Below are 17788 nucleotides of genomic sequence, written 5' to 3' on the forward strand. Positions count from 1 at the left end.
TAGTAAAATTAAATTGTTACTAAATATACACTTAAATGTTTATTTATGCAATATAAAATCTATAAATAGAATAAATATTCATATATTTGTATAATGATTAAAAGCGTTTACTTAGCTTATGGAGTAGTCAAAGAATAGGTGGATAAGAAATTTAAATTTTTATTTAAAAGTAATGTTGACAGGGTAGGCCATGTTGGGTAAAATAATTTTTGTAGTGAAAAGGAAGCAGTATGCCTGCTACCTCGATACGTAACTTTAAGCTCGGAGGGAGGGATCAACATGTCAAAAACAGTCGTTCGTAAGAATGAATCTTTAGACGACGCTCTTCGACGCTTTAAACGTTCAGTTTCACGTAACGGAACATTGCAAGAATATCGTAAACGTGAATTTTACGAAAAGCCAAGTGTAAAACGCAAGTTGAAATCTGAAGCGGCACGGAAGCGTAAGAATAAGCGCGGTCGTCGTTACTAAAAATGTGTGCTCTCACCTGTTGCCTGGTGAGAGCTTTTTTATATGAAAGGAAAGATAAATAATGAGCTTACTACAACAATTAACGTCAGATATGGTATCAGCAATGAAGAATCGTGATAAGGAAACATTAAACGTTGTCCGGATGCTTAAAGCAGCAGTTCAAAATGAACAAATTGAACTTGGCCACGATTTGAGCGCTAATGAAGAAATTGCGGTAATGGCACGTGAATATAAACAGCGTAAAGAATCGCTTGAAGAATTTGAAAAAGCTGGACGAGAAGATCTAATCAACCAAGCTAAAAATGAATTAGCAATTGTTGAAAAATATATGCCAAAGCAGTTATCAAAAGATGAAGTTACTAAGATTGTTAAGGAAGTAATTGATGAGCTTAATGCTTCTAGTATGAAGAACTTCGGACAAGTAATGGGGGCAGTTATGCCCAAAGTTCAAGGTCAAGCAGATGGAAAATTAGTTAACCAGGTTGTAAAAGAACAATTGAGTAAGTAATATCAGCTGTAAAAAAGAAAGTATGGGGATAAAGTTTCTTCATACTTTCTTTTTTTACTGTACATTTTTACTTTTTATCCTGAAATGTCAATTTAAATTAGAAAAAAGGTGAAAGTTGTTCTTCTGTGACATGACTCAAGAATACTTCTAATGGTGTACGATAATTAAGAGATTTTCGTGGGATATTGTTGCGACGATGCATTAGCTGAGTGACTAGTTCGTCTGGTAAATCGCGAAAATCTAGCTTTTTACTAAGACCATCACGACGCAAGAGGCCGTTATTATTTTCGTTTAACCCTCGTTGATTGGGAGCACCGACTTCCGCAAAATAGGTGTGAAGATCATACTTATTGGCTATTTCTCGCCATCCAGCAAATTCTTTCCCGTTATCAAAAGTAATTGATTTAACAAAGTGACGTGGCAGTTTAGCGAGCCATTGATCAAGCTGGCAATTCACTGCTTCGTCTGTTTTATGATGAATATTAAGGACAATCATTACTTTGGATTGTCGCTCTACTAGCGTCATTACCGCTCCGCGGTGAGCTTTACCTTGAACTGTATCAGCTTCAAAGTGCCCAAATTCATGTTGGTAATGCGGAAAATCACGATATCGTTGATAGATACTGCGTCCTAATTGGCCAGCTTTACCACGATGTTCCACATAGCCATTGGGATGGCGTTTTCCTTTCATCGGTAGCTGTTTAACGGAAAAGCCATACTGATTGCGGGCAAACATGCGATAAAGGGTGCGCATACTGCAGCTAATTGGGTGTTCATGACGACCAATAATAGTATCAGGAGTCCAACCTGCCTTGATTTGCGCATGGATATAGTTAACTTCGATAGTTGGCAGTTGGGTCTGCTTCCGACCACAACGACGCTTATGTCGCTGATAAGTCTGAAGATATTGGTCGATGGTTTTACCGTCGTTGAGGAAACGATAAACACGATAGATGGTTTCTTGACTACGCTGAAGTAATTTAGCAGCCCGATAAGCTTTAGTACCTTGATACCAAAAATCAGCTATGAGAGTTAATTCACGTGTGGTAAGATGTTTATAGGTCATTTGTGATTGCCTTTCTTTTGATTAGGGATATTCAAAAGTCTATCACAAATGGCTTTTTACTTTTTCTAACTTAATTTTACAAACGACGACTAGAATTAAGGTATATTCAAAAGAAAAATATGTGCACATCAGTAATTTATACAGCAGGTGATTATTACTTTGGCCGTAACCTTGATTTGGAAGTCAACCTTGGTCAAGAAGTAGTGATCACCCCACGTAATAAGACTTTAGAATTTCGGGAAATACCAAACCTTGAACACCATTATGCAATTATTGGAATGTCGATTGTTCGCGATGATTATCCATTATATTTTGATGGGGTAAATGAAAAGGGTGTTGGAATGGCAGGCCTTAATTTTGATGGTCCAGCTCATTATTTCCCAGTCCAAGAAGGAAAAGATAATATTGCATCATTTGAATTAGTTCCTTATATTCTTGCGGCTGCTTCCTCAGTTGCTGAAGCGAAGAAGTTACTTTCAAATGCAAACATTGCTAATATTAATTTTTCTGATAAACTCCAAGCTGCACCGCTACACTGGATTATTGCTGATAAAACGGGTGCTTCTGTGACTGTTGAATCCACCGCAAAAGGATTGAATGTTTATGATAACCCAGTTGGTGTTTTGACAAATAATCCGGAGTTTCCTCGTCAATTATTAAATCTTAGTAACTATCGTAGTGTTGCACCTGCTAATCCGGCTAACGTATTTGCACCTAATGTCGACCTACCAGTTTATAGCCGGGGCTTAGGGACCCATTTTCTCCCGGGAGGAATGGATTCTGAAAGTCGTTTTGTTAAGGCTACTTTCACTAAGATGCATGCCCCAGTTGGTAATTCTGAAGTTGAGAATATTACCAACTATTTCCACATTCTTCAATCTGTCGAACAACAAAAGGGTTTGGATGAAGTAGCACCGGATACTTTTGAATATACGATCTACTCTGATGGTTCAAACCTAAAGAAGGGCATTTTTTACTACAAGACTTACGAAAACAGTCAAATTAATGCAGTTGATATGCATAAGGAAGACCTTGAAGCATCAGAATTAATTACCTATTCAGTTCAAAATAAACAAATTATTAACCAACAAAATTAAATAATTATTCTATCTCTAAACTCTTTTTATGCATGAATAACTTATATTTTATGCATAAAAAGAGTTTTTTTGAAAAAATATGCTAAAACTATTGATTTTTATTCATAATAATCGTATATTTATAAACAACGAATTTCAAATGAGATGGAGGACGAGATTATGTCAAAAGAAAAAATTGTTTTAGCTTACTCTGGTGGTTTAGATACTTCAGTTGCAATTGCGTGGCTCAAAAATAAGGGGTATGACGTAATTGCATGTTGTATTGATGTGGGTGAAGGAAAAGACCTTGAAGCGATTAAGGAAAAGGGTCTCCAAGTTGGTGCGTGGAAGTCAGTAGTGATTGATGCCAAGCGTGACTTTGCTGAACAATTTGTATTACCAGCTCTTCAAGCCCATGCAATGTATGAGCAAAAGTACCCATTAGTTTCAGCACTTTCTCGTCCCTTAATCGTTCAAAAACTAGTTGCAGTTGCTAATCAATACGGTGCGACTGCTATTGCCCATGGTTGTACTGGAAAGGGAAATGATCAGGTTCGGTTTGAAGCAGGTATTCATGCTTTAGCACCAGATATGAAGATTGAAGATCCAATTCGGGATTGGCACTGGTCACGGGAAGAAGAAATTCAATACGCTAAGGATAATGGCATTCCTGTTCCAATCACAAAGGCTAGTCCTTATTCCATTGATGAGAACTTATGGGGCCGGGCAAATGAATGTGGAATTCTTGAAGATCCATGGGCTGCGGCACCTGCTGATGCATATGATCGGACAGTTTCAATTGAAGAAGCCCCTGATACCCCAACCACAATTGAAATTACCTTTAATGAAGGGGTTCCTACAGCAATTGATGGTGAAGAAATGCCGCTTGACCAGTTAATTATGAAACTGGACAAATTAGCTGGTAGTCATGGGATTGGTCGGATTGATCACGTTGAAAACCGGCTTGTTGGTATTAAGTCACGGGAAATTTATGAATGCCCAGCTGCAACTGTTTTATTGGCAGCCCATAAAGACTTGGAAGACCTGACCCAAGAACGGGAAGTAGCGCACTTTAAACCATTAATTGAACAAAAGATGAGTGAAATTATTTATAATGGGCTTTGGTATTCACCATTAATGAAATCTTTAGTTGCTTTTATTGATGAATCACAAGCGGTTGTTAATGGAGTGGTAAGGGTTAAATTGTTTAAGGGAAATGTAATTTGTGAAGGTCGGAAATCACCAAATTCACTTTATGATAAGAACTTGGCAACTTACACTTCTGCTGATGAATTTGACCAAGAAGCTGCTACTGGCTTTATTAAACTTTGGGAATTACCAGATAAGGTCTATGCTCAAGTACAAAACAAAAATAAAAAGAAAGTAAAGGAGAATACAAGCGATGCCTATTAAGAGAATGTGGGGTGGCCGGTTTGAAGAAGCCGGTGACCAACTAGTTAACCAATTTAATGCGTCAATCAGTTTTGATCAAGAAATGGCTCAAGAAGACATTGAAGGTTCATTAGCCCATGTAAAAATGCTGAAAGAAACACAAATTTTATCAGCAGATGATGCTGATAAGATTATTGCTGGACTTAAGAAGTTACGTGAGCGATTAACTAGTGAAGGACTCCCATTTTCGATTGACAATGAAGACATTCATATGAATATTGAGGCATTGCTGACAGAAGAAATTGGCCCCGTTGCTGGTAAGCTTCATACTGGGCGGAGCAGAAATGATCAAGTTGCAACTGACCTTCATTTATATGTAAAGAAGCGGTTGCCCATTATCATTAATGAATTGAAAAACTTACAGGCAGAATTAGTAGATAAAGCAGCAGAAAATGTTGAAACGATTATGCCAGGGTACACTCATATGCAACATGCTCAGCCAATTTCGTATGGGCACTATCTCATGGCTTATTTCCAAATGTTTCAGCGAGATGTTGAACGTTTTGAATTTAACCAGCAGCACACGGATTTATCACCCCTAGGAGCGGCTGCTTTAGCTGGGACCACTTTCCCAATTGATCGCCAATTAAGTGCAAAGTATTTAGGTTTTGCTGAACCATACCATAATTCACTGGACGCCGTTTCTGATCGGGATTTTGCCCTTGAATTTTTAAGTAACGCAAGTATTTTGATGATGCACTTGTCACGGTTATGTGAAGAACTGATTTATTGGTGTAGTTATGAATTTGGCTATTTAGAATTGGCAGATTCATATTCGACTGGTAGTTCGATTATGCCCCAAAAGAAGAACCCTGATATGGCAGAATTGATTCGTGGTAAAGTTGGGCGAGTTTATGGTGATCTTTTTGGCTTATTAACGACAATGAAGGGACTTCCGCTTGCTTATAACAAGGATATGCAAGAAGATAAGGAAGGCTTATTCGACGCGGTGAAGACGATTCTTCCAAGTATCAAGATCATGACCGGGATGATTGCCACCCTTCAAGTAAAGAAAGAAGCCATGGAGCATGCAACTCATCATGACTTTTCTAATGCCACTGAATTAGCAGATTATCTCGCTACTAAAGGAATTCCATTTAGAGAAGCGCATGAGATTGTCGGTGAACTAGTATTGAAGGGACTTAAGACAGGGACAAATCTTGTTGATATTCCATTAGACGAATATAAAAAGATTTCGCCCAAAATTGAAGAAGATGTTTATACCTGCTTACAACCTAAAGTCGCGGTTGAACGGCGGAATTCTTATGGTGGAACTGGTTTTGATCAAGTTCGTCAACAAATTAGAGATGCTAAGAAAATTTTAGAAGGTAAATAATTTCCACGATATCGTAACAATATTCGTAAAAAGAGGCTATCGAAAGTGATTAGCCTCAATTTTTTTGCTCAATAGTAACCCTTATATTGAATCGGGGTTTACTATTGAATATAATTAATGCAAAAATAAAGGATTTACGATAATGATTAGGGAAAAGATAAGTTTATCAATTTATGAAATGACTGTCGTTGCCATGATGATTGCAATTATTGTTATTTTAGGAGCAGTCCCGGGAATTCCGGTGGGGGTTATTCCGGTGCCGATTGTTCTACAAAACATGGGAATAATAATTGCTGGAGAATTACTTGGACCAAGATTAGGAACATTTGCTGTATGGCTCTTCTTGTTTTTAGTTGTGCTTGGATTGCCAGTGCTTTCTGGTGGACGCGGTGGAATGGTGACAATATTAGGCCCAACTGGCGGATATATTTTTGCTTGGTTATTTGTCCCATTGTTGATTGGTTTTAGTCTAAAATTAAGTTGGCATTATGGGATGACACAGGGGATAACTGAATTCCTAATTGTTTGGCTATGGGGTGTAATCTTTGTGGAAGGAGTCGGCGTAATCTGGTTAGCTAATCAATTACATACCACGCTTATTTCTGCCTTGGCTTCCAATGTTTTATTTGTTTTTGGCGATACAATCAAAGCACTTATTGCTGTCTCAATTACTCGCCGTTTACGACACATTAAGGTTTTTTGTTAAGGAGATGGTTAGAATGGTTCATTCGACGGCACAGAAAATTTTATGGCAATTACTTTCAGCACCAGATTCATGGATTTCTGGAAATGATTTAGCAAAGCGATTTAATATTAGTCGTGAATCTGTTTGGAAGGCCATCAACGGTTTACGAAAAAACGGAAATAATATTGAAAGTCGTAGAAACCTTGGATACCGTTTTAACGGAAATTCAAGGTTGAGTGCTGATATTATTGATTTTTATACTCATAATCACTTTAAGAATCGTCTTTACGTTGAAAATCAGGTTAGCTCAACTCAAAGCATCGCGAAAGCTTTTTTGAGTCACCACCTAGTTAGTGCGCCAACGGTATTTATCGCTGATCATCAAACTGCTGGCTATGGAAGACAGGGACGGTCCTTTTACTCTCCGGCAGCAACTGGCTTGTACTTTAGTATGATTCTGCCTAGCCCAACAGACAGACCACTACAAGCTGGGTTAATGACAACGACCTTTGCAGTTTTAATTGGGGAAGTTCTTAAACAATTTTTCCCTGCTCAAGACTTTCGGTACAAATGGGTCAACGATATTTATTTAAACCATAAAAAAGTCGGTGGAATTTTGACTGAGGCAGTAGTAGACCTTGAATCAAGAACAACGGCATCCTTAGTGGTAGGAATTGGTTTGAATATAACTACAAAAGAATTTCCGCTGGGCCTTAAAAATAAAGCGACAGGAATAGCACCAGCAGATCGTAATCTTTTAGTCAGCCGTCTTATTGAGACGATTGCTAATAATTATTCAGACTATGATAATCCTCAGTATCTTGAGCAATATCGCCAAGACTCAATGATTTTAGGACAGAAGGTGAACTTGTTAGTAAATGGTGAGGTTATTGCTGGAACTGCTAAAAAAATAGAAAATGATGGTGCGTTAACAATTCGCCTGGTAGACGGAAAAACGAAAACTTTTAATAGTGGGGAAGTAGTTAAAGTTAATTTTGAAAAATAACTTAGATCCCTTAGAAAAGCTTGCAGTGGTGAGGTTAAAAGTGATCTATGATACAATTATCATTAAATAAAGTCTGCTAAATTAAAGGAGATTGTATAGGTGGGAGAACAAAAAACGATTGAACAAACTTTTCAAATTGAAAGTCCAGAAATAGAAGTTGGCTTACTAGGAACACAGGATAAGTTTGTAAGCCTGATTGAACAAGGAATGGATGTTGAAATCCGACCATTCGGTGAAAATCTTAAAGTAAGGGGACAAGAAGAAGACGTTAAACTTACGATCGATGTATTTCGTGCCCTTATTTCGTTGCTAAATCAAGGGATCCGCATCCATAGTACAGATATTGTTAGTGCGATGAAGATGGCACATCGTGGAACACTGGAATATTTTGCTGACCTCTACAGTGAAACGATTATTAAGGACCGCCGGGGAAGAGCCATTCGGGTAAAAAATTTTGGTCAGCGGCAGTATGTTAACGCGATGAAGCATAATGATATTACGTTTGGGATTGGCCCTGCCGGAACAGGGAAAACTTACCTAGCAGTCGCAATGGCCGTGGCATCCTTAAAGCGTGGCGAAGTGGAACGAATTATCTTGACGCGACCAGCAGTTGAAGCTGGTGAAAGTCTAGGATTCTTACCTGGTGACCTTCGTGAAAAAGTAGATCCTTATTTACGACCAATTTATGATGCCTTGAATGATATTTTTGGAGCTGATCATACGCAACGGTTAATCGATCGGGGGATTATCGAAATTGCCCCTCTTGCTTATATGCGTGGACGAACTCTTGATGGAGCATTTGTAATTTTAGATGAAGCCCAAAATACGACTAATGCCCAAATGAAGATGTTCCTTACCCGTTTAGGCTTTGGTTCAAAAATGGTTATTAATGGGGATGTTTCACAAATTGACCTTCCACATGGGACGCGTAGTGGTCTTGTAAACGCGCAACGAATTTTGAATAATATTAAGTCAATTAAGTTTGTTAAATTTAGTGCAGAAGATGTTGTTCGTCACCCAGTTGTAGCACGGATTATTACTGCTTACGAGGACCAGACATCAAAGCGATTAGCAGAAAAAGATAAAGAGACAAAAGAGGAAAAATGATGGACTTGGAAATTTTCGATCAAACAACAGCACAGCTTCCAAATGAACAATTGGCGATGGTTAGGGACTTATTACAGTATGCTGCTAAAGAACTTTCCTTATCAGAAAATACAGAAATGTCTTTAACGTTTGTAAATAATCCAGAGATAAAAAAATTAAATGCCCAGTATCGTAATGTTGACCGGGCAACTGATGTTTTAAGTTTTGCCGCAGAAGAAGAGGGAGATGAAACACCAATTATTATGGATCCTGAAATGGCCGCTGAAATCCCTGTTAATCTTGGTGACTTATTTATTTCCATCGATAAGGTAGCAGAACAAGCAAAGTTTTTGGGCCATTCAGTTGATCGAGAGTTAGGATTTTTAGCTGTTCATGGTTTTCTTCACTTAAATGGATATGATCATGAACAGCCGGCAGATGAAGAAAAAATGTTTAAATTACAACGGGAGATACTAGACGGTTATGGACTCACGCGATAAACATCAAACTGAGAAAAATCATCACTTAATTCAAGCAATGCGTCACGCAATCGATGGAATTATCCAAGTATTACGTGAAGAGCGTAATATGCGGTATCATCTTTTAGCTGCCTGCTTGGCTATTATTATGTCGGCCTTATTGCAGATTTCAGCAATGGAATGGTTATGGATTTTATTAGCAATCTTTGTTGTTTTTACATCTGAATTTCTTAATACGGTTACCGAAGCTGTTACAGATTTGATTGTTGATCACCATTATGAATTAAATGTAAAAAAAGCTAAAGATGTTGCCGCTGGTGGCGTACTGATTTCAGCGATATTTTCGGTCTTGGTGGGTCTAATTATTTTTATTCCCCGTATATTAGCAATTATTAGATAGGAAGTTTTAATATGGATAATCCAAATTATAAGTCTGGCTTTGTGGCAATTATTGGGCGCCCAAATGTTGGAAAATCAACTTTATTGAATTATGTTGTCGGTCAAAAGGTAGCAATTATGAGTAATGTTGCACAGACAACGCGTAATAAGATTCAAGGAATTTATACAAGCCCAGAAGCACAGATTATTTTTATTGATACGCCAGGAATTCATAAACCATCTACTAAATTAGGTGATTTCATGGAAAAATCAGCAATGTCAGCATTAGATGAAGTGGATGCTGTCTTATTTGTTGTTAGTGCGACTGAGAAGCGCGGCCCTGGTGATGACTTTATTATTGAACGCTTAAAGAAAGTTAATCAGCCAATCTTTTTAGTTGTTAATAAGATCGATCAAATCAATCCCAATGATCTGCCTGAAATTGTTGATCAGTATAAAGATACCCTTCCATTTAAGGGAATTGTACCAATTTCGGCTTTGCAGGGAAATAATGTGAATAACTTAATCAATGATATTATTAAGGTTCTTCCCAATGGTCCGCAATACTACCCAGCCGATCAAGTAAGTGACCACCCTGAACGTTTTGTAATTGCAGAAATGATCCGTGAAAAGGTCTTTTTGCTGACGAGACAAGAAGTGCCGCATTCAGTAGCTGTTGATGTAACATCGATAAAGCGTGAGGATGAAAACCATATTCATATCTCAGCCAATATTATTGTTGAACGCCCGGGCCAAAAGGGAATTATTATTGGTAAGGGTGGAAAAATGCTGAAAAAGATTGGGACAATGGCCCGGCAAGATATTGAAAGATTACTTGGTGACAAAGTATTTCTTCAACTATGGGTAAAAGTTGTTCCTGACTGGCGTGATAAGTCTGCAATGCTAAAAGACTATGGTTATCGGAATAAAGACTATTAAAAGGATGATGGTTACATGGCACGCGTAACCACACAATTTACTGGGATCATTATGTACCGACAGGATTATCGTGAACGCGACCTATTAGTAAAAATGCTCACTGATAAGATTGGGCCGGCAATGTTTTTTGTAAAAAATGCTAAAAAACGTGGCTTTCGGATGACTGCTGATATCCTGCCATTCACCCATGGTACATACATTGGCTCGCTTGATGAAAATGGCTTAAGCTTTATTAATACAGCAAGTGATACTAGCCAATACAAGAATATTGCAAGTGACATTAGCAAAAATGCATATGTTACGTATATTTTGGCATTAGTTGACAATGCTTTTAATGACGGTCGAAGCATTGGTGGTTGGTTTAATCAAGTTGCTGCAGCCTTAGACTTAATCGAAAAAGGATTAGATGAGCAAATAATTACAAATATTATTGAAACACAGCTGTTAGTTGCTTTTGGTGTAGCACCAATTTGGGATCGGTGTGTTGTTTGTGGTCGCAATGATCTGGCTTTAGACTTCTCTGAACAATATGGAGGGATGCTTTGTCAGAATCACTGGTCACTTGATGAACATCGTCTTCACCTTGACCGTAAAACTGTTTATTATCTCCAACAGTTTGCCACAATTAACTTGCAGAAATTGAATTCTATTCGGATTAATCCAGCTACTAAACGACGCCTCCGACAAGTCTTGGATACTCTTTATGATAACGAGGTTGGACTAAACTTGAAGGCAAAACGGTTCATTAGACAAATGAATAAGTGGGAACAAAATATCGGAAAGTTATCAATGAACGATTGACATTTGTAAAATATTTTTCTATTATAAGAGCGTGTTTAATTGAATATTGGCAATGACAGAGATTATGGATAAACCAAATCAGCGATCAGGGGATAGTGCAAGCCTTGTAGTTTATTTATCCTTGGCACTCTAACAGCCGCTTAAACTAAGCTGTTTTACAGAGATGTAAAAAAGTAGGGTGGAACCGCGATTAACTTCGTCCCTACAGTATCAATTATTTGATACTGTAGGGACCTTTTCATTGAAAGGAGAAGTAAAGTATGACGAAAAAATTAACCGTGCAAGATATTATCTTTACATTGGAACAATATTGGGCAGATCAAGGCTGTATGTTAATGCAGGCTTATGATAACGAAAAGGGTGCGGGGACAATGAGTCCTTACACTTTCTTGCGGGCAATTGGTCCTGAACCATGGAATGTGGCTTATGTTGAACCTTCACGGCGGCCTGCTGATGGTCGTTATGGTGAAAACCCAAACCGGCTTTACCAACACCACCAATTCCAGGTATTAATGAAGCCTTCTCCTGATAATATTCAAGAATTATACTTAGGAAGTTTGAAAAAGTTAGGAATTGATCCTTTAGAGCATGATATCCGGTTTGTTGAAGATAACTGGGAAAACCCTTCAATGGGCTGTGCCGGTGTTGGTTGGGAAGTTTGGCTTGATGGAATGGAAGTTACTCAATTTACTTACTTCCAAGTCGTTGGAGAATTGCCAATGAGCCCAGTGGCCGCCGAAGTTACTTATGGACTTGAACGGTTGGCTGAATATATTCAAAACGTTGACTCAGTTTATGACTTAGAGTGGGCGGATGGTGTTCTGTATGGTGATATCTTCCAAGAACCTGAATATGAACATTCTAAGTATGCGTTTGAAGAAAGTAACCAAGATATGCTTCTGCTAGCCTTTAATGATTACGAAAAAGAAGCTAAACGTTTAATTAAGCTTGGATTAGTTCACCCAGCTTATGATTATGTTTTAAAGTGTAGTCATACCTTTAACTTGCTAGATGCGCGTGGTGCTGTTTCGGTTACCGAACGTGCTGGTTATCTTCACCGTATTCGAATTATGGCAAAATCAATTGCAAAAGCCTTTGTTGAAGAGCGGCGTAAACGTGGCTTCCCACTGATTCATGACGAAGCAGTTCGCCAAAAGACAGTTGAAGAATATACAAAAAAAGCGGAAAAAGCAAAGGAACGGGCCGCAAAGCAAGCAGCTAAGAAAGCACAAAAGGGGGAAAAGTAAGATGGCAAATACATACTTATTAGAAGTCGGTGTTGAAGAAATGCCTGCTCACGTTGTAACACCAAGTATTAAACAGTTACACGAACGAGTAGAAAAGTACCTTAAAGAACAACGGATTACTTTTGATGATATTCAAGAATTCGCTACTCCACGACGGATGGCATTACTAATCCATGGCTTAAGTGATAAGCAACCTGATATTGATGAATCAGTTAAGGGTCCTGCAAAAAAGATTGCGCAAGATGCTGATGGTAATTGGACCAAAGCTGCAATTGGTTTTACCCGGGGACAAGGTGCCTCTGTTGAAGATATTGAATTCAAAGAAGTAAAAGGCGTTGAATATGTTTTTGTTGAAAAGCATATTGCTGGAAAAACTGTTGCTGAAGTTCTTCAAGGATTACCAGCAGTTATTACTTCGATGACATTCCCAACCTTGATGAAGTGGGGCTACAATAACTTACAATTTATTCGTCCGATTCGGTGGCTAGTTTCATTATTAAATGATGAAGTCGTTCCATTTAATATTTTAGACGTTGAAGCTGGTCGAGAAACACAAGGTCACCGGTTCTTAGGTCATCCAGTTGAAATTGCTAAGGCTGATGATTATGAGGAAACCTTAAATAATGATTTCGTTATTGCTGATCAAACAAAGCGAAAGAATTTAATTAAGGATCAAATTACTAAGATTATTAATGAGAACAACTGGCAAGTTGATTGGGATGAGGACTTACTAGAAGAAGTCAATAACCTAGTTGAATGGCCAACTGCCTTTGCTGGATCTTTTGATGAGAAGTACTTAGCATTACCTGACCCGGTCCTAATTACTTCCATGAAGGATAATCAACGATTCTTCTGTGTACGGGATAAAGATGGTAACCTCTTATCGCACTTTATTTCTGTTCGCAACGGTAACACAGACTACCTTGATAATGTTATTAAAGGAAATGAACGGGTTCTTGTTCCTCGTCTTGAAGATGCTCAATTCTTCTATCAAGAAGACCAGAAGTTGACAATTGATGAATATGTGGAACGGCTTAAGAAAGTTAGCTTCCATGATAAGATTAGTTCAATGTATGACAAAATGCAGCGGGTCGCAGTGATTGCGAATGTTCTCGGTAAGCAACTAAATCTTTCAGATGAAGAACTAGCAGACCTTGATCGAGCAGCACATATTTATAAATTTGACCTTACTACGCAAATGGTGGGTGAATTCGCTGAGTTGCAAGGAATTATGGGTGAAATTTATGCTAAGCTATTCGGTGAAAAAGATGATGCTGCCACAGCTATTCGTGAACACTACATGCCAATCTCTGCAGAAGGAGAATTGCCACAAACTAAGATTGGAGCGGTCTTAGCAATTGCCGATAAACTTGACAGTATCATGAGCTTCTTTGCAGTTGATATGATTCCAAGCGGTTCAAATGACCCTTATGCTTTACGTCGGCAGGCATTTGGAATTGTCCGGATCATCGCCGATCGTGGTTGGAACCTTCCATTATTAAGTATTCAATCAGAAATTGCCCCTGCCTTTGAAAACGCTGAAATCAATGTTTCCTTTGATTTGAATAAAAATAGTGATGAAGTCCGTTCATTCTTCTTGGACCGGATTAAGCAATTATTTCATGGTCAAAAGGTTCGTCATGATATCATTGATGCAGCTACCGATACTCGTCAAAATGATATTGCTAATATCCTTGAAGCTATTCAAACTATCGACGATCATAAGGATGATGATAACTTTAAAGAAGATATTGAAGCTCTTACCCGGGTATTACGGATTGCAAAGAAGGATAAACGTCCAGTTAGTGAGCTTGTAGTAGATCCTAATTTATTTGAGAACCCATCTGAGGCTAAGATGCATACTGCTGTTTTAAAATTGATTAAGGAAAATCAACAGACAGTAAGTGAAAACTTTGCAGCCTTACGGACTTTAACACCAATAATTAGTGAATATTTTGATGAAAATATGATTATGGATAAGAATGAAGATATTCGTAATAATCGTTTGGCCCAATTAAGTATTTTGGCTAATCAAGCATCATTAATTGGTAACTTGGATAACTTGATTGTAAAATAAGACGTTTTAATTGTATTGCTGCTAACTTGTGGTATTATAGATACTAGTTAAATGTAAAAATAGGTGGAGGTCGCATTCCGTTAGGTTGCGACCTTTCATTTCGTTGCTGTTCGCTTACTAAATGAGGTGGATCAATGGCAAAGATACCGCGTAATGTAATTGATGAAATACGAAATTCAGTTGATATTGGTGATGTAATTGGGCGCTATGTCCAACTGCATCAGGCTGGAAAAAATCTAATTGGGTTATGTCCCTTTCATGATGAAAAGACCCCCTCTTTTTCGGTGAATGAGGAAAAACAATTTTTCTATTGTTTTGGATGTCACCGGAGCGGAAATGTATTTCAATTTTTGATGGAGTTAAAGCATATCGATTTTGTCGATGCAGTTAAGGAGATCGCTAACGATAGTAATATCAAGATTCCTGAACAATATGTTAGCGTTCCGGCTAAACCATTAAATAACGAGAATCGAGAGCTGTTTGATCTTCATGATAAAGCGGCTAAACTTTATCACCATATATTGGTAAATACACCGGCTGGGCAAGTTGCACTTAATTATTTAAAAAAACGGGGAATGAGTGAGGAGCTGATTGAACAATTTGGTTTAGGCTATGCTCCTGATCAGCGAATCTTGAAGCCTTTCTTCCAACAGCAAAAGGTTGATTACCAACTACTAAGAAAAAGTGGACTTTTTAGTGAAGATCAACAAGGAGAGTTACGAGACCGGTTTATTGAACGGATAATGTATCCAATAAAAAATGGTCAAGGACAGGTAATTGCTTTTTCTGGGCGATTAATTGATACCAGTAAAACGAATTTACCCAAATATTTAAATAGTCCTGAGACACCGATTTTCAATAAACGGCGAACATTATTTAATTTTGATGTTGCACGAAAAGCAGCCCGCAAAGATGGTCGATTATACTTATTTGAGGGATTTATGGATGTAATCTCGGCCTTTGCTGCAGGGATCGAAAATGGAATTGCTTCAATGGGAACTAGTTTTACCGAAGAGCAAGTAGCGATTATTGGTCGAGCAACTAGACAATTAGACATTTGCTACGATGGAGATCAACCGGGACAAAATGCAATTGACCGTGCAATTAGCCTCGTTAATGATCATCGACCTAATCAGTTGCAGGTAAAGGTTGTCCAATTGCCGGCTGGGATTGATCCAGATGAATATGTTCAAAAGTATGGTCCACAGCAATTCAATGCCTATCTTACGAATAAGGAAGAAACAACAACAGAATTTTACCTGCGCTTTTTAAGAAATGGGAAAAATTTAGATAATCAGAATGAACTAATGCAATATCTTAACCAAGCGCTGAAGGTAATTGCTCAGGTTCAAGCTCCCTTAGAAGAAGATATGTACTTGCAACGGTTGGCAAGTGAGTTCAATTTAGATCGGCAAACCTTAAAGACGCAGTTAGATCAATTGCGACAGCAACTAGGAATTCATAATCAGCCATGGATTAAGCAACAGCCTTCACTAGTGCGTCATCAACAGTTTCAACAAACTAGTGAAGAAGAACATCGAAAAGTTAAACTTAGTAGGACGGAATTAGCGGAACAGATCTTACTAAGGTATATGCTATATGATCGTGAAGTGTGGATACATGTAACATCAGATCACAATTTTCATTTTGCGCATGAAAAATATCAAACCTTGTATTTATTAGCGGCAAGTTATTTTTCTGAAAACGGCTCGTATTCAACTGCTGACTTTCTTGATTATTTAGATGAAAGTAGTCTACAAGGTACTCTTGGGCAAATTGAAAATTTAAATGTTGACCAAGAAGTGGATATGCGGGCAATTGATGATTGTATCCATATGATCGCAGAACAAACACCGTTAGCTGCGCAAATTGCAGATAAGCAAGCCCAGTTAAAAGAAGCTAATTCATTGCATAATACAGAATTAGCTACGCAATTAACGATTGAACTGGTAAAATTATTAAAGCAGCAGCAACGCTTAAAAACGGAGGAGACTAATTAATATGGCAAAAAGCAAGAAAAAAGACATTGTTATTTCTAACAGCGCCGATTTCGACCAACAAGAATGTGACACCGCAGTTGGTAAGTTAATTCGTAATTACAAGAAGCAAAAGCAGATTGAATACGACGAATTAACTACTAAAATTGCTAAACCATTTGAATTGAACGCTGATGGGATTGATAATTTACTTCAAAATATTGAAGATGCCGGAATTAGTGTTGTCGATGAAAATGGGGATCCAGATCCTCGTGCTTTAAAAGCTACTGAAAAATTATCACAATCTGCAATGAAGGATACATCAGCACCAACTGGGGTTAAAATTAATGATCCTGTACGGATGTATTTGAAAGAAATTGGTCGTGTAAACCTTTTGACGGCTGATGAAGAAGTCCAGCTTGCTTTACGGATTGAAAAAGGTGATGAAGTAGCTAAACAAGAGCTAGCTGAGGCGAACTTACGGTTAGTTGTTTCAATTGCAAAGCGTTATGTTGGTCGTGGGATGCAGTTTCTTGATTTAATCCAGGAAGGTAACATGGGACTTATGAAAGCCGTTGAAAAATTCGATTACCGGCGAGGATTTAAGTTCTCTACTTATGCTACCTGGTGGATTCGTCAGGCTATTACGCGGGCGATTGCTGATCAAGCCCGGACAATTCGGATTCCGGTTCATATGGTTGAAACTATTAACAAATTAATCCGGATTCAACGGCAATTACTTCAAGATTTAGGTCGTGAACCGTTACCAGAAGAAATTGGTGCAGAAATGGATATGCCAACTGAGAAAGTGCGGAATATTCTTAAAATTGCTCAAGAACCAGTTTCACTTGAAACGCCTATTGGTGAAGAGGATGATTCTCATTTAGGGGACTTTATTGAAGACCAGGATGCAACGAGTCCAGCTGACCATGCTGCTTATGAAATGATGAAAAAGCAGCTTGAAAATGTTCTGGATACATTAACCGATCGTGAAGAGAACGTCCTTCGGCTTCGGTTTGGCTTAGATGATGGTCGAACACGGACCCTTGAAGAAGTCGGAAAAGTCTTTGGGGTAACGCGGGAACGGATTCGTCAGATTGAAGCTAAGGCGCTCCGAAAATTACGCCACCCATCACGTTCTAAGCAATTAAAAGATTTCTTAGAATAAAATATATATATACGTAAAAAGATGAATTTACACAAAA

The 17788-nt window shown here is 38.2% G+C and carries 17 protein-coding genes; 16 read left to right on the forward strand and 1 reads right to left on the reverse strand.

Going from position 1 to position 17788, the window contains the following annotated elements; all coding sequences use genetic code 11:
• The first annotated feature begins 279 nt into the window (after positions 1-279).
• Complete coding sequence (gene rpsU / locus SH603_RS05210; RefSeq protein ID WP_003665847.1) at positions 280-471, forward strand: 30S ribosomal protein S21; 192 nt, start codon at positions 280-282, stop codon at positions 469-471.
• 61 nt (positions 472-532) lie between these two features.
• Positions 533-979 (forward strand): GatB/YqeY domain-containing protein, encoded by a 447-nt coding sequence (locus tag SH603_RS05215; protein WP_065867793.1) that lies wholly within the window; start codon positions 533-535, stop codon positions 977-979.
• Positions 980-1076: 97 nt separating this feature from the next.
• Here the strand turns inward: SH603_RS05215 and SH603_RS05220 are convergent, their stop codons facing one another.
• A complete protein-coding gene (locus SH603_RS05220; RefSeq protein ID WP_003668074.1) occupies positions 1077-2045 on the reverse strand; it encodes an IS30 family transposase in 969 nt (322 codons plus the stop codon).
• A gap of 119 nt (positions 2046-2164) precedes the next feature.
• Here SH603_RS05220 and bsh point away from each other — a divergent pair, with 119 nt between their 5' ends.
• The 14 genes from bsh to rpoD all read left to right on the forward strand — a co-directional run bounded on the left by bsh (position 2165) and on the right by rpoD (position 17751).
• A complete protein-coding gene (gene bsh, locus SH603_RS05225) occupies positions 2165-3142 on the forward strand; it encodes a choloylglycine hydrolase (RefSeq protein ID WP_169472538.1) in 978 nt (325 codons plus the stop codon).
• Between the two features lie 159 nt (positions 3143-3301).
• Entirely contained in the window at positions 3302-4534 is a 1233-nt protein-coding gene (locus SH603_RS05230) for an argininosuccinate synthase (protein ID WP_035152705.1), read from the forward strand.
• Positions 4524-5909: an argininosuccinate lyase gene (gene argH / locus SH603_RS05235; protein ID WP_169471944.1), complete on the forward strand. Its 1386-nt coding sequence runs from the start codon at positions 4524-4526 to the stop codon at positions 5907-5909. Before SH603_RS05230 ends, argH begins: the two co-directional genes overlap by 11 nt.
• A gap of 142 nt (positions 5910-6051) precedes the next feature.
• Positions 6052-6615, forward strand: a complete 564-nt coding sequence (locus tag SH603_RS05240) for a biotin transporter BioY (protein WP_169477572.1) — start codon at positions 6052-6054, stop codon at positions 6613-6615.
• Between the two features lie 13 nt (positions 6616-6628).
• Positions 6629-7600: a biotin--[acetyl-CoA-carboxylase] ligase gene (locus SH603_RS05245; RefSeq protein WP_169472536.1), complete on the forward strand. Its 972-nt coding sequence runs from the start codon at positions 6629-6631 to the stop codon at positions 7598-7600.
• A gap of 99 nt (positions 7601-7699) precedes the next feature.
• Complete coding sequence (locus tag SH603_RS05250) at positions 7700-8707, forward strand: PhoH family protein (RefSeq protein ID WP_169477574.1); 1008 nt, start codon at positions 7700-7702, stop codon at positions 8705-8707.
• Positions 8707-9186 (forward strand): rRNA maturation RNase YbeY, encoded by a 480-nt coding sequence (gene ybeY, locus SH603_RS05255; protein WP_169472534.1) that lies wholly within the window; start codon positions 8707-8709, stop codon positions 9184-9186. The genes SH603_RS05250 and ybeY overlap by 1 nt, the downstream gene beginning before the upstream one ends.
• Positions 9170-9565, forward strand: coding sequence for a diacylglycerol kinase family protein (locus SH603_RS05260; protein ID WP_003671074.1), 396 nt, complete (start codon positions 9170-9172; stop codon positions 9563-9565). Before ybeY ends, SH603_RS05260 begins: the two co-directional genes overlap by 17 nt.
• 11 nt (positions 9566-9576) lie before the next feature.
• Entirely contained in the window at positions 9577-10482 is a 906-nt protein-coding gene (era, locus tag SH603_RS05265; RefSeq protein WP_321534173.1) for a GTPase Era, read from the forward strand.
• Positions 10483-10497: 15 nt separating this feature from the next.
• Positions 10498-11283 (forward strand): DNA repair protein RecO, encoded by a 786-nt coding sequence (recO, locus tag SH603_RS05270; protein WP_169471949.1) that lies wholly within the window; start codon positions 10498-10500, stop codon positions 11281-11283.
• 260 nt (positions 11284-11543) lie between these two features.
• A complete protein-coding gene (gene glyQ, locus SH603_RS05275) occupies positions 11544-12530 on the forward strand; it encodes a glycine--tRNA ligase subunit alpha (RefSeq protein ID WP_321534174.1) in 987 nt (328 codons plus the stop codon).
• A gap of 1 nt (position 12531) precedes the next feature.
• Positions 12532-14607, forward strand: coding sequence for a glycine--tRNA ligase subunit beta (glyS, locus tag SH603_RS05280; protein ID WP_169471950.1), 2076 nt, complete (start codon positions 12532-12534; stop codon positions 14605-14607).
• A 134-nt stretch (positions 14608-14741) separates the two neighbouring features.
• Positions 14742-16607 carry a DNA primase gene (dnaG, locus tag SH603_RS05285; protein ID WP_169472532.1) on the forward strand — a complete coding sequence of 622 codons (1866 nt, stop codon included), beginning with the start codon at positions 14742-14744 and terminating at the stop codon, positions 16605-16607.
• Position 16608: 1 nt separating this feature from the next.
• The gene (gene rpoD / locus SH603_RS05290; RefSeq protein WP_169472531.1) at positions 16609-17751 is read left to right on the forward strand and encodes an RNA polymerase sigma factor RpoD; all 1143 of its coding nucleotides are present in this window, start codon (positions 16609-16611) and stop codon (positions 17749-17751) included.
• The last annotated feature ends 37 nt before the right edge of the window (positions 17752-17788 follow it).

Origin of the sequence: Limosilactobacillus reuteri (assembly GCF_034259105.1) — a bacterium.
Classification (GTDB): Bacteria; Bacillota; Bacilli; order Lactobacillales; family Lactobacillaceae; genus Limosilactobacillus; species Limosilactobacillus reuteri_G.

Coding starts and splice junctions, on each gene's coding strand:
- SH603_RS05215 (WP_065867793.1), top strand. CDS start 533: ATGAGCTTACTACAACAATTAACGTCAGATATGGTATCAGCAATGAAG.
- dnaG (WP_169472532.1), top strand. CDS start 14,742: ATGGCAAAGATACCGCGTAATGTAATTGATGAAATACGAAATTCAGTT.
- SH603_RS05220 (WP_003668074.1), bottom strand. CDS start 2,045: ATGACCTATAAACATCTTACCACACGTGAATTAACTCTCATAGCTGAT.
- recO (WP_169471949.1), top strand. CDS start 10,498: ATGGCACGCGTAACCACACAATTTACTGGGATCATTATGTACCGACAG.
- SH603_RS05260 (WP_003671074.1), top strand. CDS start 9,170: ATGGACTCACGCGATAAACATCAAACTGAGAAAAATCATCACTTAATT.
- rpoD (WP_169472531.1), top strand. CDS start 16,609: ATGGCAAAAAGCAAGAAAAAAGACATTGTTATTTCTAACAGCGCCGAT.
- SH603_RS05230 (WP_035152705.1), top strand. CDS start 3,302: ATGTCAAAAGAAAAAATTGTTTTAGCTTACTCTGGTGGTTTAGATACT.
- rpsU (WP_003665847.1), top strand. CDS start 280: ATGTCAAAAACAGTCGTTCGTAAGAATGAATCTTTAGACGACGCTCTT.
- glyS (WP_169471950.1), top strand. CDS start 12,532: ATGGCAAATACATACTTATTAGAAGTCGGTGTTGAAGAAATGCCTGCT.
- bsh (WP_169472538.1), top strand. CDS start 2,165: ATGTGCACATCAGTAATTTATACAGCAGGTGATTATTACTTTGGCCGT.
- SH603_RS05240 (WP_169477572.1), top strand. CDS start 6,052: ATGATTAGGGAAAAGATAAGTTTATCAATTTATGAAATGACTGTCGTT.
- glyQ (WP_321534174.1), top strand. CDS start 11,544: ATGACGAAAAAATTAACCGTGCAAGATATTATCTTTACATTGGAACAA.
- SH603_RS05245 (WP_169472536.1), top strand. CDS start 6,629: ATGGTTCATTCGACGGCACAGAAAATTTTATGGCAATTACTTTCAGCA.
- ybeY (WP_169472534.1), top strand. CDS start 8,707: ATGGACTTGGAAATTTTCGATCAAACAACAGCACAGCTTCCAAATGAA.
- argH (WP_169471944.1), top strand. CDS start 4,524: ATGCCTATTAAGAGAATGTGGGGTGGCCGGTTTGAAGAAGCCGGTGAC.
- era (WP_321534173.1), top strand. CDS start 9,577: ATGGATAATCCAAATTATAAGTCTGGCTTTGTGGCAATTATTGGGCGC.